The sequence below is a fragment of the Moorena sp. SIO3H5 genome (assembly GCF_010692395.1).
In the GTDB taxonomy this organism is placed as follows: Bacteria; Cyanobacteriota; Cyanobacteriia; order Cyanobacteriales; family Coleofasciculaceae; genus Moorena.
In genome coordinates this window covers 1-24,005 of sequence record NZ_JAAHHS010000007.1, presented here as the reverse complement: position 1 = coordinate 24,005, position 24,005 = coordinate 1, and the positions used below count along the sequence as shown (strand labels likewise).

The 24,005-nt window shown below is 42.1% G+C and carries 22 protein-coding genes, 2 tRNA genes and 3 pseudogenes; 14 read left to right on the top strand and 13 right to left on the bottom strand.

Annotation, left to right across the window (positions count from 1 at the left end):
* Positions 1-126: 126 nt before the first annotated feature.
* Both F6K52_RS01820 and F6K52_RS01815 read left to right on the top strand, forming a co-directional pair.
* A complete protein-coding gene (locus F6K52_RS01820; RefSeq protein ID WP_075900331.1) occupies positions 127-723 on the top strand; it encodes an ATP-dependent Clp protease proteolytic subunit in 597 nt (198 codons plus the stop codon).
* Between the two features lie 755 nt (positions 724-1,478).
* Positions 1,479-1,835, top strand: coding sequence for a J domain-containing protein (locus F6K52_RS01815; protein ID WP_293073135.1), 357 nt, complete (start codon positions 1,479-1,481; stop codon positions 1,833-1,835).
* Between the two features lie 198 nt (positions 1,836-2,033).
* Here F6K52_RS01815 and F6K52_RS01810 read toward each other — a convergent pair.
* A pseudogene (locus F6K52_RS01810) lies at positions 2,034-2,411 on the bottom strand (type II secretion system F family protein); the annotation flags it as partial.
* Between the two features lie 103 nt (positions 2,412-2,514).
* On the opposite strand from F6K52_RS01810, the gene F6K52_RS01805 reads away from it, so the two are divergent.
* The 4 genes from F6K52_RS01805 (at position 2,515) to F6K52_RS01790 (ending at position 5,984) form a co-directional block, all read left to right on the top strand.
* Complete coding sequence (locus F6K52_RS01805; RefSeq protein ID WP_293073132.1) at positions 2,515-2,826, top strand: DUF4351 domain-containing protein; 312 nt, start codon at positions 2,515-2,517, stop codon at positions 2,824-2,826.
* A gap of 162 nt (positions 2,827-2,988) precedes the next feature.
* Positions 2,989-3,588, top strand: a complete 600-nt coding sequence (locus F6K52_RS01800) for a hypothetical protein (protein WP_293073130.1) — start codon at positions 2,989-2,991, stop codon at positions 3,586-3,588.
* Between the two features lie 391 nt (positions 3,589-3,979).
* Positions 3,980-4,738: an ATP-binding cassette domain-containing protein gene (locus F6K52_RS01795; RefSeq protein ID WP_293073127.1), complete on the top strand. Its 759-nt coding sequence runs from the start codon at positions 3,980-3,982 to the stop codon at positions 4,736-4,738.
* Positions 4,739-4,883: 145 nt separating this feature from the next.
* Positions 4,884-5,984, top strand: coding sequence for a heparan-alpha-glucosaminide N-acetyltransferase domain-containing protein (locus F6K52_RS01790; RefSeq protein ID WP_293073318.1), 1,101 nt, complete (start codon positions 4,884-4,886; stop codon positions 5,982-5,984).
* A gap of 35 nt (positions 5,985-6,019) precedes the next feature.
* Here F6K52_RS01790 and F6K52_RS01785 read toward each other — a convergent pair whose 3' ends face one another.
* The gene (locus tag F6K52_RS01785) at positions 6,020-6,754 is read right to left on the bottom strand and encodes a response regulator transcription factor (RefSeq protein WP_293073124.1); all 735 of its coding nucleotides are present in this window, start codon (positions 6,752-6,754) and stop codon (positions 6,020-6,022) included.
* A gap of 376 nt (positions 6,755-7,130) precedes the next feature.
* Here F6K52_RS01785 and F6K52_RS01780 point away from each other — a divergent pair, with 376 nt between their 5' ends.
* A complete protein-coding gene (locus F6K52_RS01780) occupies positions 7,131-7,382 on the top strand; it encodes a DUF6761 family protein (RefSeq protein ID WP_293073121.1) in 252 nt (83 codons plus the stop codon).
* A gap of 605 nt (positions 7,383-7,987) precedes the next feature.
* On the opposite strand, the gene F6K52_RS01775 is transcribed toward F6K52_RS01780, so the two are convergent.
* The gene (locus tag F6K52_RS01775; RefSeq protein ID WP_293073117.1) at positions 7,988-9,220 is read right to left on the bottom strand and encodes a glycosyltransferase; all 1,233 of its coding nucleotides are present in this window, start codon (positions 9,218-9,220) and stop codon (positions 7,988-7,990) included.
* Positions 9,221-9,471: 251 nt separating this feature from the next.
* A complete protein-coding gene (locus F6K52_RS01770) occupies positions 9,472-10,797 on the bottom strand; it encodes an MFS transporter (RefSeq protein ID WP_293073114.1) in 1,326 nt (441 codons plus the stop codon).
* 1,294 nt (positions 10,798-12,091) lie between these two features.
* Between F6K52_RS01770 and F6K52_RS01765 the strand changes: the two genes are divergently transcribed.
* Positions 12,092-13,033, top strand: a complete 942-nt coding sequence (locus tag F6K52_RS01765; RefSeq protein WP_293073111.1) for an FkbM family methyltransferase — start codon at positions 12,092-12,094, stop codon at positions 13,031-13,033.
* 82 nt (positions 13,034-13,115) lie between these two features.
* On the opposite strand, the gene queC is transcribed toward F6K52_RS01765, so the two are convergent.
* Positions 13,116-13,802 (bottom strand): 7-cyano-7-deazaguanine synthase QueC, encoded by a 687-nt coding sequence (gene queC / locus F6K52_RS01760; RefSeq protein WP_293073108.1) that lies wholly within the window; start codon positions 13,800-13,802, stop codon positions 13,116-13,118.
* Between the two features lie 318 nt (positions 13,803-14,120).
* Here queC and F6K52_RS01755 point away from each other — a divergent pair, with 318 nt between their 5' ends.
* Positions 14,121-15,206 carry a Gfo/Idh/MocA family oxidoreductase gene (locus F6K52_RS01755; RefSeq protein ID WP_293073105.1) on the top strand — a complete coding sequence of 362 codons (1,086 nt, stop codon included), beginning with the start codon at positions 14,121-14,123 and terminating at the stop codon, positions 15,204-15,206.
* A 253-nt stretch (positions 15,207-15,459) separates the two neighbouring features.
* Here F6K52_RS01755 and F6K52_RS01750 read toward each other — a convergent pair whose 3' ends face one another.
* Positions 15,460-16,446 carry an SGNH/GDSL hydrolase family protein gene (locus tag F6K52_RS01750; protein ID WP_293073102.1) on the bottom strand — a complete coding sequence of 329 codons (987 nt, stop codon included), beginning with the start codon at positions 16,444-16,446 and terminating at the stop codon, positions 15,460-15,462.
* A 199-nt stretch (positions 16,447-16,645) separates the two neighbouring features.
* On the opposite strand from F6K52_RS01750, the gene F6K52_RS01745 reads away from it, so the two are divergent.
* The 3 genes from F6K52_RS01745 to F6K52_RS01735 all read left to right on the top strand — a co-directional run bounded on the left by F6K52_RS01745 (position 16,646) and on the right by F6K52_RS01735 (position 17,214).
* Positions 16,646-16,786: a hypothetical protein gene (locus tag F6K52_RS01745; protein WP_293073099.1), complete on the top strand. Its 141-nt coding sequence runs from the start codon at positions 16,646-16,648 to the stop codon at positions 16,784-16,786.
* A gap of 71 nt (positions 16,787-16,857) precedes the next feature.
* A tRNA-Tyr gene (locus F6K52_RS01740) sits at positions 16,858-16,942 on the top strand.
* Positions 16,943-17,142: 200 nt separating this feature from the next.
* A tRNA-Thr gene (locus F6K52_RS01735) sits at positions 17,143-17,214 on the top strand.
* Between the two features lie 53 nt (positions 17,215-17,267).
* Here F6K52_RS01735 and F6K52_RS01730 read toward each other — a convergent pair.
* From F6K52_RS01730 to F6K52_RS01720, 3 genes and pseudogenes are all read right to left on the bottom strand, one after another.
* Entirely contained in the window at positions 17,268-17,618 is a 351-nt protein-coding gene (locus F6K52_RS01730) for a DUF5615 family PIN-like protein (RefSeq protein ID WP_293073096.1), read from the bottom strand.
* Entirely contained in the window at positions 17,612-17,956 is a 345-nt protein-coding gene (locus F6K52_RS01725; RefSeq protein WP_293073093.1) for a DUF433 domain-containing protein, read from the bottom strand. The genes F6K52_RS01730 and F6K52_RS01725 overlap by 7 nt, the downstream gene beginning before the upstream one ends.
* A gap of 115 nt (positions 17,957-18,071) precedes the next feature.
* Positions 18,072-18,275 (bottom strand): annotated as a pseudogene (locus tag F6K52_RS01720) (hypothetical protein); the annotation flags it as partial.
* Between the two features lie 115 nt (positions 18,276-18,390).
* Between F6K52_RS01720 and F6K52_RS01715 the strand changes: the two are divergent.
* Both F6K52_RS01715 and F6K52_RS01710 read left to right on the top strand, forming a co-directional pair.
* A complete protein-coding gene (locus F6K52_RS01715; protein WP_293073090.1) occupies positions 18,391-19,038 on the top strand; it encodes a bifunctional 4-hydroxy-2-oxoglutarate aldolase/2-dehydro-3-deoxy-phosphogluconate aldolase in 648 nt (215 codons plus the stop codon).
* A 97-nt stretch (positions 19,039-19,135) separates the two neighbouring features.
* Complete coding sequence (locus F6K52_RS01710) at positions 19,136-19,609, top strand: L,D-transpeptidase (protein WP_293073087.1); 474 nt, start codon at positions 19,136-19,138, stop codon at positions 19,607-19,609.
* A gap of 54 nt (positions 19,610-19,663) precedes the next feature.
* On the opposite strand, the gene F6K52_RS01705 is transcribed toward F6K52_RS01710, so the two are convergent.
* The 4 genes and pseudogenes from F6K52_RS01705 to F6K52_RS01690 all read right to left on the bottom strand — a co-directional run.
* Positions 19,664-20,842: a restriction endonuclease gene (locus tag F6K52_RS01705; RefSeq protein ID WP_293073084.1), complete on the bottom strand. Its 1,179-nt coding sequence runs from the start codon at positions 20,840-20,842 to the stop codon at positions 19,664-19,666.
* A gap of 132 nt (positions 20,843-20,974) precedes the next feature.
* Positions 20,975-22,591 carry an AAA family ATPase gene (locus tag F6K52_RS01700; protein ID WP_293073315.1) on the bottom strand — a complete coding sequence of 539 codons (1,617 nt, stop codon included), beginning with the start codon at positions 22,589-22,591 and terminating at the stop codon, positions 20,975-20,977.
* 152 nt (positions 22,592-22,743) lie between these two features.
* Entirely contained in the window at positions 22,744-23,205 is a 462-nt protein-coding gene (locus F6K52_RS01695; protein WP_293073081.1) for an ASCH domain-containing protein, read from the bottom strand.
* Positions 23,206-23,213: 8 nt separating this feature from the next.
* Positions 23,214-24,005, bottom strand: a pseudogene (locus F6K52_RS01690) (N-acetyltransferase); the annotation flags it as partial.

The window sequence follows — 24,005 nt, the reverse complement described above, 5'->3', positions numbered from 1 at the left end:
GTGCCACGCACGCTACTTGAGGTGCTATCAGCGATTAGCGCTACCCACAGGCTAGAAGCCTGTGCCACGCACGCTACTTGAGGTGCTATCACCTTCCCACAATCTAGTAATAACTCGGAGCAAATTATGCCAATTGGTGTGCCCAAAGTTCCCTACCAGATGCCAGGAAGTCAGTATACTGAATGGATTGACATCTACAACCGTCTCTACCGGGAACGCATTATTTTTCTAGGCAAAGAGGTTGATGACGAAATCACCAACCAGATCATTGCGGTGATGCTATATCTCGACTCTGAAGATAATAGCAAAGATATTATCCTCTACATAAACTCTCCTGGTGGTTCAGTCACCGCAGGCATGGCTATTTATGACACCATGCAGCATATCAAATCCGATGTAGTCACCGTTTGTGTTGGTCTAGCTGCCTCCATGGGGTCTTTCCTGCTAGCTGCAGGTAAAAAAGGAAAACGAATCGCCTTGCCTCACTCCAGGATTATGATTCACCAACCCTCTGGGGGAACCCGTGGACAAGCTACGGATATTGAGATTGAAGCTAGGGAAATTTTGCGGATTCGCCATCAACTCAATGAAATCTACGCCCAAAATACCGGTCAAGCCCTAGAGAAAATCGAAAAAGACATGGATCGGGACTTTTTCATGTCAGCGGATGAAGCCAAGGAGTATGGCTTGATTGATCAAGTCATTGACCAGAGAGCACTCTAGAGTGTTGGTCTGGTAAATTTGATCAGAACTTACGCCGCCAAGCCGGTTATTAACGGTAATTACACTTTGATTTATTACCAAAAAGTGGGTTCTAACCGTCTTGGTGGGTAAGGGCTGTTTGATGATCTGGTGATCAAGTAGTTTGAACTTCCCCACCCTGAAGAGGGATGGGGATTCCCAGGCACAACAACGCTCGTTGCTGTTCTCTCCTAGGGCGTGACTTTCCCCCGCACCGGAGGTAGCTGAGTGGGGTCAATACCCAGTTTTTTTTGAGACCCTTACTTTTTAAATTAACACTATTTGAAACGGAATATTCATCCCGGAGACGAAACCTTAGGATAGTGGAGCCTTTATGGTTGGCAGGCTATGCAGAAAAAGGTTAAAACTTGAGGCGCGACCCCGTAATTTAATTCTTCAAACGGAAAGCGCGCCTCCATTGATTAAGGCGACCACTACCTTACGGTAACTTCAAGACCTAAGAGAACGGGGTATTCTTTTCCCTCTCAAACTCTCCGACTCTGATAAATTTGCGTAGGGTGCGTTAGGGACGGGCTCGCTCTGAGCGCCTCGTATCCAGTGTTGGGATAGCCCGTCCCGTAACGCACCACCTTATATTCATTCCTTGATTAAGCAATGCCGATGATCCGCTGATCAAGTAATATAAAGGGAAAAGTAGTTACATTATTGAATAGGGTACTCTATATATAGGAAAAAAATAAGTCTGTCTAAACGCTTATTGATTACTTATCCCATTGATGAATCTGGCTGATTGCTATCGCTTATTGGGTGTAGATCCAGGAGCAAAGCAGGTTGAAGTAAAGGAGTCTTATCGGCGTCTGGCACGTCGGTATCATCCTGATATTAACCCTGGAGACAAGCTTGCCCAAGAAAAGTTTATTCGGTTTACGGAGGCTTATAAGCTTCTCCTCAGTGTTATCAAAGAGTCTGACCGTGAACCAGTCTTAACCTCCACCACTAGCTTTGGTAATCAGAGTAATCAGCCTGAGGACTCACCTCCGACAACCTCAACTTGGGTCACGCCTAAGCCACCATCCGTTGAAATCAATCAACCCCTCTCACCAGTGGAACAACAGCTGAAGTGGGATTCCTAANTAAGGGTTTTGAGGATAGAGAATAGAGAATAGGGGAAAGCAGGCTATCAAAGGTTTTGATGATTTATAAATATGTGCTGCGCCCTAATTTTGTAGTGCCATCGCTTCATAGCGAAACACTTTGTATAGCAATGGAAATACCGGTTAGGACAGTATTGTTTGACTCAAAAACTGTCAACTGAAAAACTTCCTAACTATTTATCCCAACTCTTCAAATACCTTAAACATGGGTAGATACATAGCGAGCAAAATAGTACCAACCATACCCCCAAGTACCACAATCATCAGTGGCTCTAAAATACTAGTTAGAGCTTTCACAGCTTGTTCCACTTCATCTTCATAAAAATCGGCAACTTTCATTAACATGGCATCTAGTTCACCAGTTTCTTCACCGATACTAATCATTTGAATTGCCATTGGTGGAAACACGTCATATTTTTGTAATGCCAGACTAATTACTCCTCCTTGTTGTACCTCGTCCTTGGCTGAATCAATGGCATTAGCAACTACTTGATTACCAGAAGTATCTCGAACAATTTCCAGGGAAGTTAATATCGGTACTCCTGAACGAGTTAAAATATCATTCCCTACCCTATTTCCATTTGTACCTATTTTAAAAGGAGGTGGTAGTGAATCGAAATTGCGCTCAGCAGTGCAGGCACTACGAGCGGATCAAACTTTGAATCAACTAGAACCATTGTTAGCTTTTTTCGCTAGCTTCGTCTTAGAGATACCATTAATTCAACAAATCATGAGGTGGGATATGACAGTATTACGTGAATCACCCTGGTATCAGGAAATTTTACAAGAAGGAATCCAACAAGAACGTCTACGGAGTTTAGAACGCATCCTTAACTTGCGATTTAGAGATATTCCTTTAGATATATCCCGGAAAATGGAAGCCTTAAGTCTCGAACAATTAGACGAGTTAATCGCCATAGCATTAACTGTGAATTCTTTAGATGAGTTTAGTCAACAGTTGCCCAATTAATTAAATAGAGCCACACCCCACCTTGCCTGTGGGGTAATTTTTTCTCGGCTATTAGTTTTGATGCGCTCAATCGACTATATAATTTTAAGTTGATATAACTTTATCATAGCTATTAGGTACACAGGATTTTTTACCTATTCCCTTATTCAAGCCTTGTTAATTATGTTACAAAATCAAGAAACAGCATCTGAAACTAAAGCTGAAACTAAACAGGATATCCCTTCTGTATTTAGGATCTCTCCTATAATTCGGATTACCCTAATCACATTTTATTGGGCGCTGTTGATACCATTACCGTTTTTAGCTAAAGTATCATCGACTCCAGTATCGCCAATAGTCCTGTGGATAGGAATTAGCTTAGGATTTATCGCCCTCTATGGAGCTTTAAGCGAACAGGTGATTGTAGATGAGGAAAAAATTCAGGTGGCTTATCCCAATTGGGTGCCCCGATTCTTTCGCAAAGGTTGGCAATTACACTGGAAAGAGGTGAAAGACTTAAAAATGCGCACCACAGGTCAAGGAGGGCTTGTTTACTATTTCATTAGTCAGTCTTCTGACCAAGCTTACTTGCTGCCAATGCGAGTAGTGGGATTTAATCGCTTAGTTAAGTTAGTACAAAACTATACCGGTATAGATACCACCGATATTCGTCCCCTAGCCCAGCCTTGGATGTATCTAATTTTGTTTGGATTCACCCTCTTGCTATTACTTGTAGATACCTGGACAATAACCACAGCTATCAATCAGGGTTTAATTTATTGATGACAGTGTATTAATGGGTAAGCATTCAGCTAATGCGCTACGCGCACGCTACGCGAACAGCTATCAGTTATCAGCTATCAGCCTATGGGCTACGCGCACGGTACTTGAGGTACTATAGCACTACGCATTAAGATGTTTGACATTGTCTTGATGCAAAGCGCGAGTGGGGGAAACCCCCTTTGGCGGCGCTGCATCGCTCCTAAACTCCGAAACGTAAGTAATCCCTTACTTTTGACTTTTGACGCAATAACCTTGCTGACTTGCGCGTAGCGCTATAAAAGCACTATCTGTAGCACCATCTGTAGCCCATTAGCTGAGAGCTGAGAGCTGAGAGCTGAGAGCTGAGAGCTGAGAGCTAAAACATTGATAATTTTGAATTGGAGCGAAGTGATTGACTAATCCCTTGTTGCAGCTCAAACAGGTAAGCCTGACCCTTTCAACCAAGGGGAAAGCGGCTGGGATACCTATATTAACGGATATTTCTTTCGAGGTCAGCCAATGCGATCGCATCAGCGTGATTGGACCATCCGGTGCGGGTAAAACCTCTTTGTTGCGCCTGTTGAACCGACTCAGTGAGTCTACCCAGGGGAATATTTACCTAGATAATCAGAACATCCGGAATATCCCTGTCCTAGAATTGCGCCGACAAGTAATGCTGGTACCTCAAGAACCAAAACTGTTAGGGATGACCGTTCAGGAGGCTCTAGCTTATCCGTTGGTATTGCAACAGTTGCCAAAAAAAGCGATTGCACAACGGACACAAGGGATTCGAGAGAGACTGCGCATCCCAGCCGAGTGGTTAGAGCGTACAGAGTTACAACTGTCTTTGGGACAACGGCAATTGGTTGCGATCGCACGAGCACTAGTTGTCCAACCAAGGATAGTGTTACTCGATGAGCCAACCTCAGCCTTAGATGCTGGTATAGCCTCTCAGGTGATCAGGGTATTTACCGATTTAGCCCGAAAGGAGCAGATCACAATTTTGATGGTCAATCATCAGCTAGATATGGCTGAGTTATTTTGTAATCGACTATTGTATTTGCAAGATACTCAGTTACTCCAAGACAGTCCAGCTGAGCAGATTAATTGGCAACAGTTGCGAGAGAGATTAGTACAAGCAGAAGCTAAAGCATCTCAAGAGTGGGCGTAATCATTAGTTATTATAAATTACCAATTACCAATTACAGCGTTTTTGATAACTATCAGGTATACAGAATTTTTTCACTATTGCTAGCATGCCTATTGCTAGCATGCCTATTGCTAGCATGCCTATTGTCTATTGCCTCTTGCCTATCATGCGTCTAACCTCTCTTGATGTCTTTCGAGGTATTGCCATGGCTAGCATGATTCTAGTCAACAATCCAGGAAGTTGGTCTTATGTCTATCCCCCCTTACTTCACGCTAAGTGGCATGGTTTTACACCCACAGACTTAGTATTTCCTGCCTTTTTATTTATTGCTGGTGTAGCAATGGCTTTTTCCTTAGTCAAGTACACCAATAACAACCAATCCGTATCCCAAGGGTATTGGCGTATTGGCAGGCGATGTGCCATTCTATTTGCCCTAGGCTTACTGCTCAATGGTTTTCCGACTTACGACTGGGATACTCTTCGGATTATGGGTGTCTTGCAGCGCATTAGTCTTGCCTATCTCCTTAGTGCTGTAGCAGTGCTAAATCTAAGACGACGGGGTTTGTGGGTACTGACCGGAATAGTTTTGTTAGGGTACTGGGCAGCGATGTCTTTAGTGCCAGTTCCTGATTATGGTGCTGGTAATCTCACACCGGAAGGGAATTTTGCTGCCTATATCGACCGTATGGTATTGGGAACAAACCATTTATATAAACAAGCTCAATTTGATCCAGAAGGACTGTTTAGCACCTTACCGGCGGTAGTAACTGTCTTAGCTGGCTATTTCGTTGGGGATTGGCTACGCCATCAACCGATACAGTCCCGTACTAGTTTGGGATTAGTACTATTTGGTGTAGGTTGTCTTGGTTTAGGCTGGGTTTGGGATTTTTGGTTCCCAATTAACAAGCAGCTATGGACAAGTTCCTATGTCGTCTTTGCTGCTGGTTGGTCGATGCTGTTACTTGCTGCTTGTTATGAATTTATTGAAGTGCGGGGATTTCGCCGATGGGGATGGCCCTTAAAAGTGATGGGGTTAAACGCAATTTTTCTGTTTGTAGCATCTGGTTTAGTAGTTCGTATCCTGTATCGAACTAAGGTAGGGACAGGTGATAATGCTGTGAGTACCTATACTTGGATTTATGAGAATCTGTTTCGGTCCTGGGCTGGAGCCATGAATGGTTCTTTGATCTTTGCCATAGTGAATGTACTGTTGTGGTGGTTGATTCTTTATGGGATGTATCAACGACGCTGGTTGATTAGAATTTAATGGTTAATGGTTGTTGGTTAATGCTTAATTAACCATTAATAAATCTTGTGGGTTGCCAATTCTGTCCCAGATTTTAGATCATTCTCATTTATCCCTTGATTAAAGCGATAGCCAACATTACGAACCGTTTGAATAATACTGGGTTGTCGAGGATCGGTTTCTATTTTTTTGCGCAGGGCAAGGACGTGGGTATCGATAGTGCGTGGATTGTCAATAGCATTGGGCCAAGCGCGGCGCAATAATTCAGAGCGACTCAAAGCCATTCCCTCTGCTTGGGCGAGTACATATAGCAAACTAAATTCTTGGGGAGTCAGGTCAATAAACTCTTCTTTAAAGCGGACACGACGCTGGACTAAATCAATTTTGAGATCACCGTAGTCCAGAGACAGGGGAGCCACCGTAATACGGAGGCGACGGATTAGGGCTTCCACCCGTGCCATAAATTCCTGTATACCAAAAGGCTTGGTCAGGTAATCGTCTGCCCCAGCTTTAAGACCAGTGACGATATCTCTTTCACTATTACGAGCAGACAACATTAAAATTAGAGATTTTCGCTGTTGCTGAAGCCAGCAGCAGAACTCAACCCCATCGCTGTCTGGTAAATCAGAGTCTAGGATAACCAGAGTTGGTTGGCGATGGTGAAACTCTTCCTTGGCTTGATCAAGATTTTGTGATTGATATACCCCATAGCCGGATTTCTTCAGGTGTGACCCTAGAAGCGATCGCAAATGAGGGTTTCCTTCAATAATCTGAATTCTAACTGAACCCACGGCACTTCAAAGTCCTCTTAGCCTTAGCCGTTGGGATTTAATTGTAGCAAAAGCAACATCAACATTCTGTAACAAGTGCTACTGATCAGACTGATAGTGGCTTGGGTTTTTCAAATAGGACTTCCTAGGGACACGAAATAGACCAGGTCAGAGGAACAAAGGGACAATAGGAAAAATTTTAAGTCACCAGTATTTTTAATTCACAGTTTTAGATTATATCATATAAAATGCAATTTAGTCTAGCTAACATAACAAATAATTGAGAAAACTATCGAGGACTTGCTAGTTTTGCTAAACTTAAAATAAGTTGGCGTATCGGAGTTTCTACTGAGTGAGCCAATACCGCTAGTGTTGATACTCAAAATTTATTAAGACTATGCTGCAAGATCCTCAAGCTATACGCTGCTATCAAAAACTTACTGACTCCCTAGTCGATTTGTGGAATCGAGGTTATAGCTTCGACGAATTGCGGCTATATATCGATGGCTATCTTTCTGCCTTAAAACACACAAATACCCTTGAATCCTACATAATCTACCGTTTAGAAGAAGATGCCACTCGCTATCTTCGTGACCCATCCAACTTTGAGATGGTACCAATGCCACAGCCAGAAACCGACTACTATTAAACCTTAAACACAGAAACATCAAGCGAGAGTTAGCCACTTAATTTATTGAGTGGGCAGCGAGCGTACCGGGATTTATCCCGGCCATCGTGTTAGAATAGAATAGCGAGTAAGAACAAGGTTGGTCGCGTTGATATTTTGCTAGTACGGTGAAATTCCAGCCAGTAAGAGACGGGGTATATCCTACTCCTCAAGGAACAGGCAAGCAATGCAGCAAAAAGTAGTGATTTATTGCCCTGATTTGTTTGGTACAACCACTCCGAAAGCTATTCAAATTAAAAGTAAATCCACAGATTGACTTCTTGTCAATCCGAGGGAGGTAGGGCAGTTTTGAGTCTGCCGCAACGGTACAGGTTAGATTTTTTCTAGTCAGTATTGTAAGCGTTGTGGAGCGTGGTTTTAACCCGCCTAATGACATCAGCCTAGAATCCCTGCGTTTTCAAACCAGGGAGAACTCAAACAGAGAACCCCACTGAATCATATTAAGTCCATTGGAGTGCTCATCCTATCCGTTAGCTGGTAATAGGCCATTACCAATTAACTATTACCCATTACCCATTACCAAAAAGAGATAGGCTATTCTCTTTAGTGATTAACTGGACTTGATATCAGTGGGTTTTCTGAGCAATCTGGTTTTCCCAAATACCGATTAAATTCTGAACCCTCTCATCCCAACCATATTGGGAAACACACTCCCTACCGTTGCGACCCATTTCCTGTCGCAACGTTGGGTTCTCAATTAATATTTTGAGCTTGTCGGAGAAATCTTCCTGATTCTGGGGAGTGAACAAAAAGCCATTCAATCCGTCTTGGATATTCTCCACTACCCCACCTGCTTCAGGAGCGAGCACAGGAATTCCAGCAGCGAAGGCTTCTAATATAGTTAGCCCTCTAGTCTCCTTCTCAGATGCTGTGATATGAATATCACTGTTGACCAACAAAGCTGGAACATTTTCCGGTGGGACTCTACCGAGGAAGTAACTATTTGGTGTTAACTTACTTAACCTGGTAGCAATCTCATCCCGCATCGGACCATCACCAACAATGATCAGTGCGATTTGGTCACTGTTGACCTTTTGTACAACTCGCGAAAAGGCATTTAGGGTAAATTCCCACCCCTTATCTGGAGTTAACCTACCTAAGAAAACTAACTTAACTTTACTGTCAACCCCTCTAAGGTCATAGTTCTTATCAAAAAACTGTTCCTCTTGTAAATCCGCAGAGAATTTACTAGCATCAAAACCAAGTAAATTGGCATAAGTGGTGTTTTTAATGCCTAGATCGATAATTTTTTTATGGGTAATCCGACTAGACACTAGGGTGACATCATAAGAATTATACACTGAAAGCAATATGGTTTTAAAAATAAATTTAATTCCAGCGACGACCAAAGACGGTAGAGAAAAGTAATCTTCGGCATAGTCGAGAAAATTAGTCCTAAAAAAACTCACACAGGGAATACCAGCCTTTTTAGCAAAAGCCACCCCAGGCACTCGAAAAAATCCAAAAAACAGTCTTTCTGGTTCATCAACATGAATAATATCGGGCTGGAATTTTTTTAATTCCTGGAGGAGGATTGAATAGGAACTCCTACGCACCTGACGCTCAAAATCTAAGTCCATGAATGGAGTACTCGGTAAATTGATGATTCTCACTCCAGGCATGATTTGACCAGTATAATCTCGCCAATTGGGATAGACATCTTCTAACGCACTGTAGTCAGGACAAAATAACAACACCTGGTGTCCCCACTGACTCAGTCGTTGTAGCCTAGATAATCCACTAACTGTTACGCCATCAATGACAGGTAAGAATCCAGAGGTGATAATAGCAATTTTCATAGGTTAGTAGAATCTATTAGACTCAGAGCGTGTTTAATCTGTAGAGCCAAAGTATTGAGGATGGATCAATTTTTGCATAAATCATCAGCAAAACAGATCAGGCAAATCTAATAACGTTTCATAGCAAATCCGGGTTAATTACCCCCTTTTTAAGCAAAAAGCGTGAGGAGCTTTAGGAGCTTCAGGAGCTTCAGGAGAACAGGAGAAAGAATGCTGGAATCATAAAGAGGGTTTTTGAAGCGAATTTGCTATCAAACACTACTGGAGCTAGTCAAACCTAAGTTAGGGTGAATAGCATCCGGCAGTTCCTTTTCCACTCGCCGTATGGGTGAATATCGATAAGCGATAAAGCTTGCCAGGATGTTCAGCAATCCCATCAACAGCAACAGCAAGCCCATCCCACGCCCTGGACCAACTCCAATGATATGTCCAATACTACCTGCTAACAATCCATCCGTAGCCATCATCGGTTCTAAAACATGATCGACTAACGGTCCGGTTAGCATGTGGGCAAGGATCAATAAGGAGTTTTCGATAGCCAGTTGTAAGGCAAAGACCCGTCCTTGCAGATTAGCTGGGACTTTGTTCTGCCAGATAGTCTGATTACAGCTAACGATAATGGGTTGAGCAAATAAGACACCAAAAGCCCCAAGAGCAGCCAAGCTCACAGAAGCGCGGCACCCACCTAAAAGTAAGAACAAGCCTTGCAGGATTACAAAGCTAAAAATACCGTATATCCTGGGCTTGGGTCCTCCCCAGGTAGCCATGACCAAGCTACCAATCAACATGCCACAACCGCCAATAGATAAAATGACCCCAAGTTCAGCACTGGAGGCAAAACTTAACACCAGTGGCCAGAACAACACCTGAAGAATACCCACACTGAAGTAGACCACGGCAAAGAACATCAGCAACCCTCGCAGTCCTTGGCGTTTGGCAATGTAACGCCAGCCTATTACAATATCTTGGCGCAGTTGAGAGAAGTGGGCTTGCTTTTGATGAGTGTGATGGCTAGACTGGAGATGGGGAATCTGAACGCTTAGCAATGTTGCTAGGGCAAAGATGAATGTGGTGAAGTCTATTAATAGAATTCCCTGCAAGTGGATGGTCTCCAGGAGCACACCCGCCAATGTCGGTCCAAGAATCTTGGCAGTTGCCCTAGAGGCTTGCATCATGCCATTAGCACGGCTAAGATGTTCTTGAGGCATCAGCTGAGTCGTAGCTGCTGTATAGGCTGGCAACTGGAAAGCCTTAAAGGTTGAAGTGATGGCCACGGCTAGGTAAATGTGCCAGATTTCTAAGCTACCGGAGAACACCAGAGCCATAACCACTAGTGTACTAACCCCTGCCACGGAGTCGCTGAGAATCATCGCCCAGCGTCGATTCCACCGGTCTACGAATGTACCAGCTATGGGTGAGATAATAATATTGGGTAGGTGAATAAATAAAGAAATTAGGGCAAATTGGGTGATTGAACCAGTAGTCTGGTAAGCCCAAACACCCAGAGCAAATTCGGTAAGATTAGACCCTAGAAGGGATACTAGCTGTCCCAACCAGATCAGAAAGAAAATCTGCATGTATTGTGTCTTTTTCTACTTTACTCGTCGTTATACTCCGCCATCGGCGGAATTATTGTACCTTTTATACATGAATGACTGAACCCCTTGCCAGTTCCCGCTCAGCTTACACCTTGATGGGTAAAACAGTCTAGCTCGGGGAAAAAGACTGTTGTGGGTGGGCTTACTAATATATCTAGTATGCTGGCAAGTTTTATGCTTGACGGTACCCTTGATGAGTACTCTTTGTGACATTTTTGCTTAGATTCTGGTGACATTGTCTTGATGCAGTCGCTCTCCAGCCCCGTGGGCACCCCCCCAAGACCGCGCTGCCTCCCCAAGACCGCGCTGCCTCCCCAAGACCGCACTTGCTCCTCAATGGCTGCGCTGCATCGCTTTTGCCCGACAAGCGCCTCTGTGGGTGACATGGTGCTGAATTTGCTGATCAGAATAATTCCGTAGTACCTATCTGAGCAGGAAGGAAGACATGAGCTATTGTGGACACCTATCTTGAGAAGCTCCACAGCCGAGAGCTGACTGCTGACTCGTTACTAACTAGTTACGTTTAGTGGTAAGAAAAGACCAGTTACCCTGGTTATTAAGAAGAGTTTTAACAGTTAGGATGAAAATTGATGTGATTTCCATTCACTATTATATACTTGATTGGCAAATAAAACAAGTATCCTAAACAGTAGTTTGAAATCAATTGAGATATTGAGATATTGAATATGCGCGCACTATATCTATTTCCTTAGATAGTTCCGTTTTGGATTGTTTGAGGTCACTAGTTTAATTTTTTTTTGAGCTTTTATCCCTGACACTCAAGCGTCAAGCGTCAACTGTAACCCTATTAAATTGATTTCAACCTATCGGTTATAAAATATACCTCGGTTTGACCCCCCAGAGTATCCCGAAAATCAGTGCTAGCTCACGGCCTCTCCTTCCTCATCACTGAAAATTTTGCCAAAATGGCAACCAATTACTAACATGTATGAGTCAATATTGTATAGCTCAAGGTTTATTTACTCTTAAGTTTACTGCCATATAAATCTATGTCGAAATGATTAGATTCAGAAGAGGATTAACATAAAAATTAGGGTAAATAATATCGCCATAGTCTTATTGATTTATTTTTATGATTTTTATGAATTTTAAATTAAGATTACTTAAAATTGCTTTAATTAACTAAATTTCAATCAGGGTGCTTTACTACACTATAAGTAAGTCAGTAATATTTCTATCGATATAACTACTTATAATTAGTTAGTGATATTACTAATCGGCAGTTTAATCAATATAGTTAACGAAACTACCTATGGTATTAAACGCAAATCAACTATCTGAAATAACTATTAAACTAACAGCTACCCTGACCGCAGAACCCTTAAATAAATCTGTTAAACTATGGATGGAAGATATAAATATTCCATCTAAAATAGACTTATCAAAATCTAATAAACATGTTGAAAAAATACTTGATAAGTCTAGTCTAATATCTACTAAAAAAAATGACATCCCTGTCATCTCCTCAAGTTTTGAAGACTGGATCAGGTCTCCTGCCAATCAGCCATTATCACCAAATGACTCTAACCTAGGGTTAGCTACCAATTTTGATATTCTTAAAGCCGAGGCATTGCTAGCCAATCATAACGATTACCAATTACCAAATAATTTAGTAATTGCCCATGAAAATGAGCAAGAAACTGATGAATTATATCAAGAAATATTTGAAAAACAGACCTATATTAAAAATGGCATAACTATCCATGATGGGGATTGTATTTTTGATATAGGGGCAAACATCGGTATGTTCACCCTGTTTGCCCAGCAAATTTGTAAAAATGCCAGACTATTCTCCTTTGAAGCCTTACCAGACGTTTTTGAACTGTTGCAGATCAATGCATCACTGTATGGCTCCAATGCCAAAGTCTTCAATTTTGGACTTTCCAAGCACTCAAAGAGTATATCTAGTATTATTCATCAACATAACATTGAAAAAATTGATTTACTCAAAGTTAATGCTGATCAACCTCAGTTAGATATCCTGTCTGGCATCAAGGAAAAGGATTGGGAAAAAATTCAGCAAATTGTCATGGAGGTTGATCAGATTACAGCAGGGAGAAAACTAAAGCAGATCACAAAGTTACTCCAACGGAAAGGCTACCAGTTAGTGATTGATCAAGAATTATTGCTGGCAGATACAGGGGTTTACCGTATCTACGCCAGACGTAACTATCGGTTAAATCAATTCTCCTAGTATCCAACAGGAATGAAAATCCCTGTTGTTCTACCAAAACACTGATTAATCAGCTTACTCAGCACCCTTCACACTGAGGCACTCAGCCTTCCTGATAAGGAAGTGGATCGTCCAATCCCAACTCAGCAAAGGCAGCCAATCGCAACCGACAAGCATCACAAACACCACAAGCTAGATCGTTACCTGTGTAGCATGACCAGGTTTTTTCCCAAGGGACACCCAGCTGATTGCCTAATTGGATAATTTCAGTTTTCTTCAGGTCAATCAGAGGAGTGACAATTTTAATTCCATTGCCCTCCCTACCTTGTTTCGTCCCCAAATCAAAAGCTGTCTGCATTGCTTGGATATAATCCGGACGGCAATCTGGATAGCCAGAATAATCTAAGGCATTGACACCCACATAGACTCCCTCAGCACCAATTGCTTCTGCATAGGATAAGCCAAAGCTCAGAAAAATCGTGTTACGGGCTGGAACGTAGGTAATGGGGATTTCTTGAGACATCTGCTCTAGACTACGCTCCTTGGGTAGGTCAAGGTTATCATCGGTTAACGCTGAACCTCCCCACTGCCGTAAGTCAAACCTGACTACCTGATGTTCCTTAACACCTGCTGCAGTAGCAATTGCGTAGGCTGATTTGAGTTCTCGTCGATGTCGCTGCTGATAATCAAAGGAAAGGGCATAACACTCATAACCGTCTCCTACTGATTGATACAAAACTGTAGCAGAGTCTAAACCTCCAGATAACAACACAATTACTTTCTTAGACATGATCCAACCAGATATCACAAGTCTCATCAGGATAATGCCTAATCAAACGTTTTGCACTGTTACTACAACTACCAATTAATAATTTCATTGGTCTGTCAACAGACAACCCACAAACTGACACATAGGGTTAGTGTTCCATATTTCGTCAAACCACAATAAGTATAGAACACATGCTTTAAAGGTTCTTTTAGCCTGAGTGGGATGGACAAAGCTTTGAAATTCTTCACATTTATAGTTGCTGTGGTACTATCTGGATGGTTTAAGGCGACTTAGATTAAGTAAATCGACTTATTACCAGTGGTGGAGGAGCAAAAAAGAGTGCAGAATAGTACTTATCAAAGACATCGAGATCATCAAGTCCAGCGCAACTTACCGCAGCCAATCAAAATCGGTGTGATTGGCGTTGGCAATATGGGACAACATCATGCCCGAGTTTTGAGTCTTCTCAAAGACGTTGAAATTGTGGGTGTGGCAGACATTAACGTCGAGCGTGGTTTAAATATTGCCAGTAAGTACCGTGTTCGCTTTTTTGAAGATTATCACGATCTTCTTCCCTATGTAGAGGCGGTTTGCATTGCAGTGCCGACCCGTCTACATCATGAAGTCGGGATGACTTGTCTACAAGCTGGAGTGCATATCTTAATTGAAAAACCGATTGCCGCTAGTATTGCTGAGGCAGAATCGTTAGTAAATGCAGCAGCAGAGTCCCAATGTATTCTCCAAGTTGGACATATTGAACGTTTTAACCCAGCTTTCCAGGAACTGAGCAAAGTTCTCAAGACAGAACAATTGCTGGCTGTGGAAGCTCATCGCATGAGTCCCTACTCTGACCGAGCCAATGATGTCTCGGTGGTTTTGGATCTCATGATTCATGATATAGATCTATTACTAGAATTGGTAGCCTCACCTGTGACAAGGTTAACCGCTAGTGGCAGCCGTGCTTCTGATTCCGGGTATTTAGATTACGTCACTGCTACCTTGGGGTTTGCCAATGGTATTGTTGCTACTGTCACGGCCAGTAAAGTGACACACCGAAAAATCCGTCGCATCGCTGCCCATTGCAAAAATTCTCTAACGGAAGCTGATTTCCTCAATAATGAGATTCTAATTCATCGGCAAACCACTGCCAATTATATGACCGACTATGGTCAAGTGCTTTACCGACAGGATGGTTTGATTGAGAAGGTTTATACCAGTAACATTGAACCACTCCATGCTGAGTTAGAACACTTTGTCAATTGTGTACGGGGTGGTAATCAACCTTCTGTCGGGGGTGAACAAGCGCTGAAAGCATTGCGTTTGGCCAGTTTGATTGAGCAGATGGCTCTTGATGGTCAAGTTTGGCACAACGTAGATAATGGGAATCATAAACTCCATACTTCGGTTATGACAGTTCCCTGTTAACGGCTTTTTGTTGATAATTTAGGGGTCAGTTGCACTCGTAACTGACCGACATTAGGAGGAGCCTAAGGGGGTAAGGAACAAATCAGTCAAATCCGCTTTGATACATCCCTTATAGCCCTGACAACTAAAAGTCGCAGCTATAGCTAGGTTAAGCCTTCTCGAAGAGTACAAAGTCTGCCAAGGCAGACTGACTTGAACAGGGGGTCTTGAATCTGGATTTGCTATCAACCTTTTCCCCTGTCCCTTTTTCCATTTACCTGAAAAGTTTGATCACTGATGAAGCTACCTGAGCTGATATAACTTCACTGACTTTCTGATTTCCTTGGGGGCTAAGGTGAATGTGGTCACGGTAAAGTATTTCTGGTGTTTCGGTGTTATTGAATACTTCTAAAAAATCTAGATAAGTAATTTTGTGCTCTTGAGTAAAGTCACTCAAGCGTTTACGGGCTTTTAACTCATAGTCACGAGGTCCTTTGGTACCAATTTCCCGGAGTAGGGGGGTCATCCCTAGGACTAACTTGGCTCCAGCAGCATCAGTTAGGGTCTTAATTTCCCCAATGGCCTTGAGATTAAAGCCAACCCGGTCTCCTGGTTCCGCTCTGACTGCTTCCATTTCAGGAATAGCTGGTGCTCTCAGGAGATAGCGACTCCAGATCTCGGCTATGGCTAGGAGGGGTTTTTGGCTGGGATAATTGCGATCGCGTCCCACTTGTACAGAAGTCGGTGCTGTAGCAAACAAGTCATCGGTATTAATCAGTAATACCACTACATGGGCGTTGAAGGTGCCAAAGCGTCGTAGATAGGCTAACTCATTTCGTGGTCCCCAAGAATTAGCAGAAGCATTAAGGACTTCGACTGTTTCAAATGGTTTCTCCTTGGTTAGACTTGGTAAGACGTCTTTGGTCAGCCATAGTTCTAATTGAGATTGGAGCAGTGCTGATATGGTTTGGTCTTGGTCTGTCCACCAAGCCCCATTGGCAACAGAATCCCCCAGTAGGAACACCCGCAGCATGGATAGGGGTGGCTGAGGAGTGGTGGTGGCACTGCGCATGGAATATTCATTAATGACAATGCGGTTGCCAAACCGTCTGGTGCTTTGGTTAGGGGCTAGCAAGTAGCCAATTTCCTCATCTGCCACATAAATCAGCGGATTACCGAAGCCGAGCAGCCATCGTAAACCGACCTCTAGCGCTACCAAGGAACTGACTAGCACTGCCAAGGTTAATAGCAATACTTTCACAAGAAAATCCTATATAATTTATAAATTTTTCCTATAGTTTTGTCTAGGTGTTCAGTAGTGAGATCACTTTAAAAGCCGAGTATAACCGCTCAAAGCTGAGTATACCAAGGTTAATCGGTAAATTTCCCCCTGATTTAGCCCTGGCTATAATCGACTTGTTGGCTTAGATCCCTGATAACTCAAACAGGAGCGACAAACTATGTCAGACCTCAATCGTGGCATCATGAAGTTCAAAGGAGCTGATAGCCCCACAGCCGTTGTTATTTCAGCAATTGTGGTTTTGGGCAGTATCAGCGTTTTGATCTGGTGGGCATTGCACAACGCTTACAGCATTGGCTAATTCCGGTCGATTTCCTTAAAAAATTGACAATTCCTAAAAGCTGTGCTAACATTTATAAATGTGAGCTAAAAGGGTCGGTGCCCGAGTGGTTAATGGGGGCGGACTGTAAATCCGTTGGCTATGCCTACGCTGGTTCAAATCCAGCCCGGCCCACCACAATGGTTTGGGATATAACCTAAATATACTTTTGATAAGTCAGCAGAAAATTTGCTGATTTTAACCGTTGACTAATTACCATGACTGGTTTAGCGTCGGTAAATCAAAAGCTGATTAATTGATACCTTGGCGGAGTAAATTTGGCCAAAGTACAATAGGCTAAATCAAACCAATAATGTAAATCTAATAATTTAAATCTAGCCCGTGTGGCTCAGTGGTAGAGCACACCCTTGGTAAGGGTGAGGTCACGAGTTCAATCCTCGTCACGGGCTTTTAAGCATGAATTTCCGAATAGTTAGCAAATTGTACAGTGACTAATTATTGGTCACAAAGGCAAATACAGCACAATTTCCTTCCATTCTGCTTGCTCACTACAATCGATCAGTAGTAGTAATTCATCAATTGCCTGTCGAATTGGCATTCGATCATTGACGACAAAGATTCCCGCCATTGACTCTCCTGAAACTAGGCGGTTGTAGGCAAAATCTGGCATCGTTGCACGATCATGAGTTAGAAGGATACGTCCATTAATTGCTGCCCAAGCTAGAATCGCTGGATCATCTACTTCTCGCAACCCAACATCTTGAACCCGTAGTAGGTCAAGATTGGGTTGACGCGAAAACAGCCCTCGAACAATGTCACCGTTGAAATTCTCATCGCTCAGCAAACTCAGCATAACCGTTTATACTGATTCTGCTGAGATAGCAAACGGGTACGAATTGAGCTGAGATCAGGTTGGATACTAGACAATCTTTGCTGCACTGATTCAGCTAACTGCTCTCTATGATTTAAGTATGTTTCTACGGCATCTTTGTGTCGAAGGTAGTAGCCAATTGTATTGTAAACATCGGACGAAGATAGAGTCGAGTATCGATGCACAATAGACTCAGGGGATGCACCATCTTGAAACGATCGAATAACAGTCTCTAGCAAAACCCTTGAATTTCCAACTCGAATCGCTCCAGTTTCATCTTCTCGCAGAGGAGGTGTCTCACGTTCCAAAACTAGGCTCATAGATTAACTTTCCTAAATCCAGTATAAAACCATCGTAACTTACTTCAGAGCGCAATTGCTCAGTAAACTTAAAAACACTGTCTCAAAATTGGGCGTTGCTGAATATCGAAATGGTTTAACTATAAAGGTGAATTTTATGATATATTAAATAATAAATAAGAAGCCTAATTAATAAATCCAAGATTTTATTGATGTAAAGCGCGAGTGGGGAGAGACTCCCAAGACCTTGCTGCATCGGTTGTTCAAATGTAGAGTAGCACAGAGTGCGTCGATGTAGTCTTCCTAAATAATGTCTCAATCTTGTATTTTCATTTTCTATATATAGTCATATAAATTTTATTAACCCAAGTTGCTAGTTATCCAGATGCGATTTGACCGTAGGTCACGCTACGGGAACGCACGAGGGTGTTGAGCTTAATTAATGGTAACTAGAATTGAGGACTGATAACTGGTTAAACCTATTACAACAGCAGCGAGTAATTGCTGTGATTCGAGCATCCTCGAAATCCCTAGGAGAGCAGATGGCTAAGACGGTAGCCACTGGGGGTATACGGTTAATTGAAATTACCTGGAATAGCGCTGATGCTCCTGAGCTAATTAGTCAGCTCCATAAAGAATTACCCAACTGTATCATTGGTACTGGCACGATATTAAACCAATCTCAGTTACATCAGGCCATTGATGTTGGAGCGCAGTTTATCTTTAGTCCCCATGTAGATACAGCAGTTATTAAAGCAGCGGTAGCTGCTAAGGTGCCAGTGGTTCCCGGAGCACTTTCCCCCACAGAAATTGTGACAGCTTGGGATGCTGGTGCTAGCTGTGTTAAGGTGTTTCCGATTCAGGCGGTCGGTGGTGCTAGTTACATCAAATCCTTACTTGGTCCACTGGGTCACATCCCGTTAATCCCTACTGGTGGTGTTACTATAGACAATGCTCAGGAATTGATTAATATCGGAGCGATCGCAGTCGGTCTTTCTGGGAATTTGTTTCCTAAATCCCTTATTGATGGGGGGAATTGGAATGCGATCGCAAAACGAGCAAAACAGCTAAAGCAACGATTAGCCCCTCATTCTCTGAGTTGAGGCTATGATGTTGGTGATTTGTTTGATTGACTGCTAAGGTTATATGTTTTTCCACTGGCTAAATCCCTTAAGAAGCTTGTTTGCCAGTTTCCCACTGATGCTAATCCCCTTGGCTGTCTGGACAACACCAGCGTTGACCAATCCTGTGAGTGAGCAAATCGCTACCAGAGTGATGGAACTACAAGATTCAGAAGAACGCTGGATTGAGATAGACCTAACCAATCAAAGGCTGATTGCTTGGGAAGGTAGACAACCGGTTTATGCAATAATTGTCTCTACTGGTAAAGATTCAACACCTACCCATCCTGGTACATTCACGATTCAATCCAAGCGTCGCAAGGACAGAATGCGTGGTGCAGATTACGATCTGGCCAATGTCCCTTATTCGATGTATTACCACCGGGGCTATGCTATCCATGGGGCATACTGGCATCGTAAGTTTGGTACCCCAGTAAGTCATGGCTGTGTGAATGTAGCTGTGGATCATGCTGAGTGGTTATTTGATTGGGCCTCTGTGGGAACACCAATCGTAATTCATCAGGGCATTGAGGAATTGGCCAAGGATCAATGAGATCAAGTCTGTGGAATCATTACTCACTCTACCTGTAGGCTGTGCTTCCCAGTTCTAAGTAAATCCTGTTAATTTCTTTAGGAATAGTTCACCAGCTTCTTCCAAATTCCCATCCAGAGAAAACGTCAAGCTGCGGACTCGAATATCACGAATTTTAACATCAAGGGGTTGAGTTAAAGGAGCTGGATATACTAAAACTGCCTCTTGGCAATCTTGTGTGATGGCATAGATTACTACTTGGTTAAAGTCATCACGAGATGGACTAATAGGGATTTTATACTTAGTATCGAGAATGCAGCATGTTTTCTCAGTTGCCACCTCGTAGAGTACTATATCAATGTAAAAATATAATGTCTTGTCGATGTCTACTCTTTCGAGTATCTTAATGCCAAAGCCACTGGGTAAGTGCGATTTTATCCATTCAGCCACAAAGCGTTCATAGAGTTTTGCCATGTTCACTAGAAAGGGCAACATGGTATTACTACCTGTTTGATGACTTGGTCCGCTGTGTTCGAGAAAAAAGCGGCAAAGAGCATGTAACCTTTGGTAATTCTGATTGAGCCGATTATAGTTTCGTCCGATACAATCCCTAGCGCTATAAGGTTGTAGGGTGACAAGGTTTTGTAGGGCATGATAGGCTTGGCGCAACATGGAACTTACTTTAGCGCTATATAAACCAGTGCGACAGATACAGTGGAGTGTCCAGGCGATAATCTGATTATCTTCGATGTCACTAGTGTGTTGGTCGTAATGGCAGTTAAGTTTAATATCCCATGGCTTCTGGATAGTTTGCTGTACATCCAAACGCCCCCGAAGGTATGCTAATTGACCAGTTGTAGGGATGTAGGTGCGGTAGAGTCCTTGGCGAATGCGATCGCGTATGCCATTAATGAGGATACTGACCAGGTAATCGTAAAATTCTTCTAGAGATTTACAATCAATCAACCCCTCTAGAATCTGAAAGCTTCTAAGGTTATAAGCATAGTCCAGCATTCCGAAAATATTGTTTATGGGGACTTTCGGCTGGAGTTGGATGCTCAGTTCATTGGTTAGGGGAATATAACCTACCCATCCTTGAGAGGTCAGTTGCCAGTAATCCCCGGTTTTGGAGTATTCAAGATTTACTGTTACCTGATTGCTGTATTTTTGCTGCAATTCATCGATTACGGATTCTGAAATCTGGTAGCGTGGAATCTTATCTGGCTGATACTCCGTTAGTTTGATTATAGTCATTTGTTATAGGGCTACGCCCAGGGAACAGGGAATAGGGAGTAGGGAGTAGGGAATAGGGAGTAGGGGTAAGAACATTGAATTTACTTCATAAGTATTTGAAATGCTAGATTCTTAATTCTTAATTCTTAATTCTTAATTCTTAATTCTTAATTTTATAGTGTCCCAGCGAAATTGGTCTAGTTTGTCTCGTTGATCGAAAAAGTATTCTTCTAGATATGGCTCAATTTCCCTTTGCCAGATATCTTCAATTTCCTCAGCTATATTTTCTAGTAGAAAGAAGGAGATTCCCAGGGAGTAGTTAGGATCTGCGATCGCATTATTTATTTGTTCGAGTATCTTAATCAATCCATTCACTGGAAAATCCGTTGTTTCGTGATATCGTCTTAGGATTTCATAGTTGGGATAGAGCCGAATAAATGCGAAGCGACGGCGAAATGCCTGATCAACTAGAGCAATAGAACGGTCTGCTGTGTTCATAGTACCGATAATCCGAACATTTTTCGGGATACTGAAGAGTTGATTACTGCCAGCTAAGGGAATTTTTTGATCCCGGTACTCTAGTAGATACAATAATTCTCCAAACACACTAGCGAGGTTAGCACGATTAATTTCATCGATGATTAGAACACAAATTCCTCGCCGAGACTCAGCTTTCTTACAGAATTCTATAAATCTGCCTGGAACTAAAGGATATCTCAATTCCCCATTTTTACTTTGTGGACGAATACCTTGAATAAAGTCTTCATAGGAATAGGCAGGATGGAATTGGACAAGTTCTGTGAATCCATCAGTTCCACTGATTAAATGGTTAGCAATTTTTTGAGCACTATAGGTTTTACCTGTACCTGGTGGGCCATAAAAAATTCCTTGTCCTTTGCGTTCAATAGCACGTATCCATGCCTCTAACTCTGCTATATCAAAACCAGTATCTTTAGCACATTCGCTTAGGGTATACTCCTCTGGTAACTTCATCCTTGAAGCATCAGAGGTAAATTCGATCACCTCCTCTTTACCCGAAAAATTATACCCTCTAACCGCAACTAACCAGTAGCAAAACATATCGAATAAATCATTATCCCTGAGCACTGGTACACCCGGTTGATGCATAGTGTTATCTAATGCTTTAATCAGCTTCAATCCAGCAGCATTTGCTGCTGGATAATCTGTCAGTCTCTTTCCGTAGGATGTATTAACAAAATAATTGATCACCTGTCGAGAATTATCATTGATTAACAGAAACCTATCTGGTTGGAGCCCATTGAGGAGATTCGTCAGCATTTCCGTCGGAAAACCTTTAGAGTATTCCCTTGTATAAAACTGATTACAAGCTGCTGATAACTGATTAGGATGCTTAGTGCAGCAACCAACAAATTCAAGGATGTCGTAACCAATCTGTTCTACTAACCTTTGTATCCATTTATGATGATATTTCAGTTTTAATGGCAATCGTAATTCTAAATAATTATCACGTTTTCTAGGAATAGTTAGTATCCATGAATCATCACCCTCACCATATTGACTATTCAACGTAATCGCCAATTCTCTATCAGGGAATAGCTGAAAGAGTATCGGTTCTGTTATAGCTTCTCCAGAGTCCACCATAGCAGAGATGACTGCAAAATTACGACACCAAAGGCGACGCTGCTCTTTGTAGGTTGCCATGTGACTTAACCCAACCGGTGTGTAGGGATATGAACTGATAAATTCCTGAAATAGACTGACCAATTCAGCTTTATTCTCCCCTACCATACTATCCACCTAATTTTTTCCCTGATAACATGTTTGAGACATTAGAGACTGTTAGTTAGTCATTTATTCTCACTAATGGGTTATGGGCTTGCTATTATCCATTATCTATGCTCCATGACCCATTCCAAAATAACTTTTTAGCAAATATTTAGCTAATTGATATAAGGCTCTGACATAATTTCCATTTTATTCTGTACAATAGACTTAAGATGCTCAAATTGACTAGTCGTCAAGTAATGATAAGATTGTGGAGGTCTAAAGTTAGCCCATTTTGCTCTCAAATCTTGTAAGGTTACTGGTGGCTCAAAATGTTCTATGAGTTTTAAGCAAATCCCATAACCGACGGCGGCTTCCTCATAATACTCATTAAAATCTTTTTTTTCTATCCCAGCATTGTCTTTTACTTTATACCAAAGGATATCCGGGCGGTCTTGAATAACGTTTTCTACTTCAAAAAAACCCGATAAAACTTTATCTGGAGCCGAGACATAAACCACAACAATATCCCCTGGTTCTAATCGAGGACGCACCCGACGAAGTTCAATTTTTTTGGTTCCATTGAATAATTGACTAGCATATTTAGGACGAATTGATAATAACAACACATTGGGCATTGTTAACACTACTGATTTTGGGTGCCTTCTCTATATATCATTGTAAATTGTTCCTTATCAATCCGCAACGGTGATTGAAGTGTTAAACGCTTACCAAGTATTTCTTGAATTTCAGCCAAATCTATAGGATTTTTAAAAAGTTCAGTATCACTAAATCGAAGTGCCATCAGCTTTTTATTAGGATCATTTTTGGTAAGCTTCATTAAATCTTCTAATTCATATACACCCAATCGGCGAAACTGTTGATGGAGATTTTTAGGTTTGTTTACGACTACTTCATCAAGTCTAGAGCAAGCTCTTACGTATCCTGTGCCGCAATAATTTTTATTATAGCTTACATACCAGATAATTCTACCAAGAACCCCTGGTTTTAAGCCACCATTACCTCGATGGCTTCGATAATAGACCAGTTCACGTTTTAGCGCCAGATCAGATTCCGATCTAAATAGACACTGATTAGCTAAGTATTCATCGAATAATTCCTTTGCCCATTTCGGTTGAATAGGAATGATTATGGTAGGAAGATCAGCATCAATAATTTTTGCTGGCCAAAGTATGCGTTCAACGTCTAGAGTTGTTTTTGCCGCTTTGGTTAAATTATCAGTTTTGAGGGTTTCAGCAATTTTTAGGCAAAAGTTATAATCCTGACTTCGATGAGCTAAATTAGTGAGATAGTCGGATAATTCTGTCGCCGTAACCGCAACGGCAAGATTGGCATTTAAATAGCCATCCTTAACTTTAAAAAATGCATCATCTTGAATAGCGCTAAGAATAGTTTGAGCCAAATAAGGTTCAGTAAT

Coding starts and splice junctions, on each gene's coding strand:
- F6K52_RS01710 (WP_293073087.1), top strand. CDS start 19,136: ATGCTAATCCCCTTGGCTGTCTGGACAACACCAGCGTTGACCAATCCT.
- F6K52_RS01800 (WP_293073130.1), top strand. CDS start 2,989: ATGTTACAAAATCAAGAAACAGCATCTGAAACTAAAGCTGAAACTAAA.
- F6K52_RS01820 (WP_075900331.1), top strand. CDS start 127: ATGCCAATTGGTGTGCCCAAAGTTCCCTACCAGATGCCAGGAAGTCAG.
- F6K52_RS01780 (WP_293073121.1), top strand. CDS start 7,131: ATGCTGCAAGATCCTCAAGCTATACGCTGCTATCAAAAACTTACTGAC.
- F6K52_RS01705 (WP_293073084.1), bottom strand. CDS start 20,842: ATGACTATAATCAAACTAACGGAGTATCAGCCAGATAAGATTCCACGC.
- F6K52_RS01730 (WP_293073096.1), bottom strand. CDS start 17,618: ATGCTGAGTTTGCTGAGCGATGAGAATTTCAACGGTGACATTGTTCGA.
- F6K52_RS01790 (WP_293073318.1), top strand. CDS start 4,884: ATGCGTCTAACCTCTCTTGATGTCTTTCGAGGTATTGCCATGGCTAGC.
- queC (WP_293073108.1), bottom strand. CDS start 13,802: ATGTCTAAGAAAGTAATTGTGTTGTTATCTGGAGGTTTAGACTCTGCT.
- F6K52_RS01765 (WP_293073111.1), top strand. CDS start 12,092: ATGGTATTAAACGCAAATCAACTATCTGAAATAACTATTAAACTAACA.
- F6K52_RS01815 (WP_293073135.1), top strand. CDS start 1,479: ATGAATCTGGCTGATTGCTATCGCTTATTGGGTGTAGATCCAGGAGCA.
- F6K52_RS01725 (WP_293073093.1), bottom strand. CDS start 17,956: ATGAGCCTAGTTTTGGAACGTGAGACACCTCCTCTGCGAGAAGATGAA.
- F6K52_RS01700 (WP_293073315.1), bottom strand. CDS start 22,591: ATGGTAGGGGAGAATAAAGCTGAATTGGTCAGTCTATTTCAGGAATTT.
- F6K52_RS01745 (WP_293073099.1), top strand. CDS start 16,646: ATGTCAGACCTCAATCGTGGCATCATGAAGTTCAAAGGAGCTGATAGC.
- F6K52_RS01695 (WP_293073081.1), bottom strand. CDS start 23,205: ATGCCCAATGTGTTGTTATTATCAATTCGTCCTAAATATGCTAGTCAA.
- F6K52_RS01770 (WP_293073114.1), bottom strand. CDS start 10,797: ATGCAGATTTTCTTTCTGATCTGGTTGGGACAGCTAGTATCCCTTCTA.
- F6K52_RS01775 (WP_293073117.1), bottom strand. CDS start 9,220: ATGAAAATTGCTATTATCACCTCTGGATTCTTACCTGTCATTGATGGC.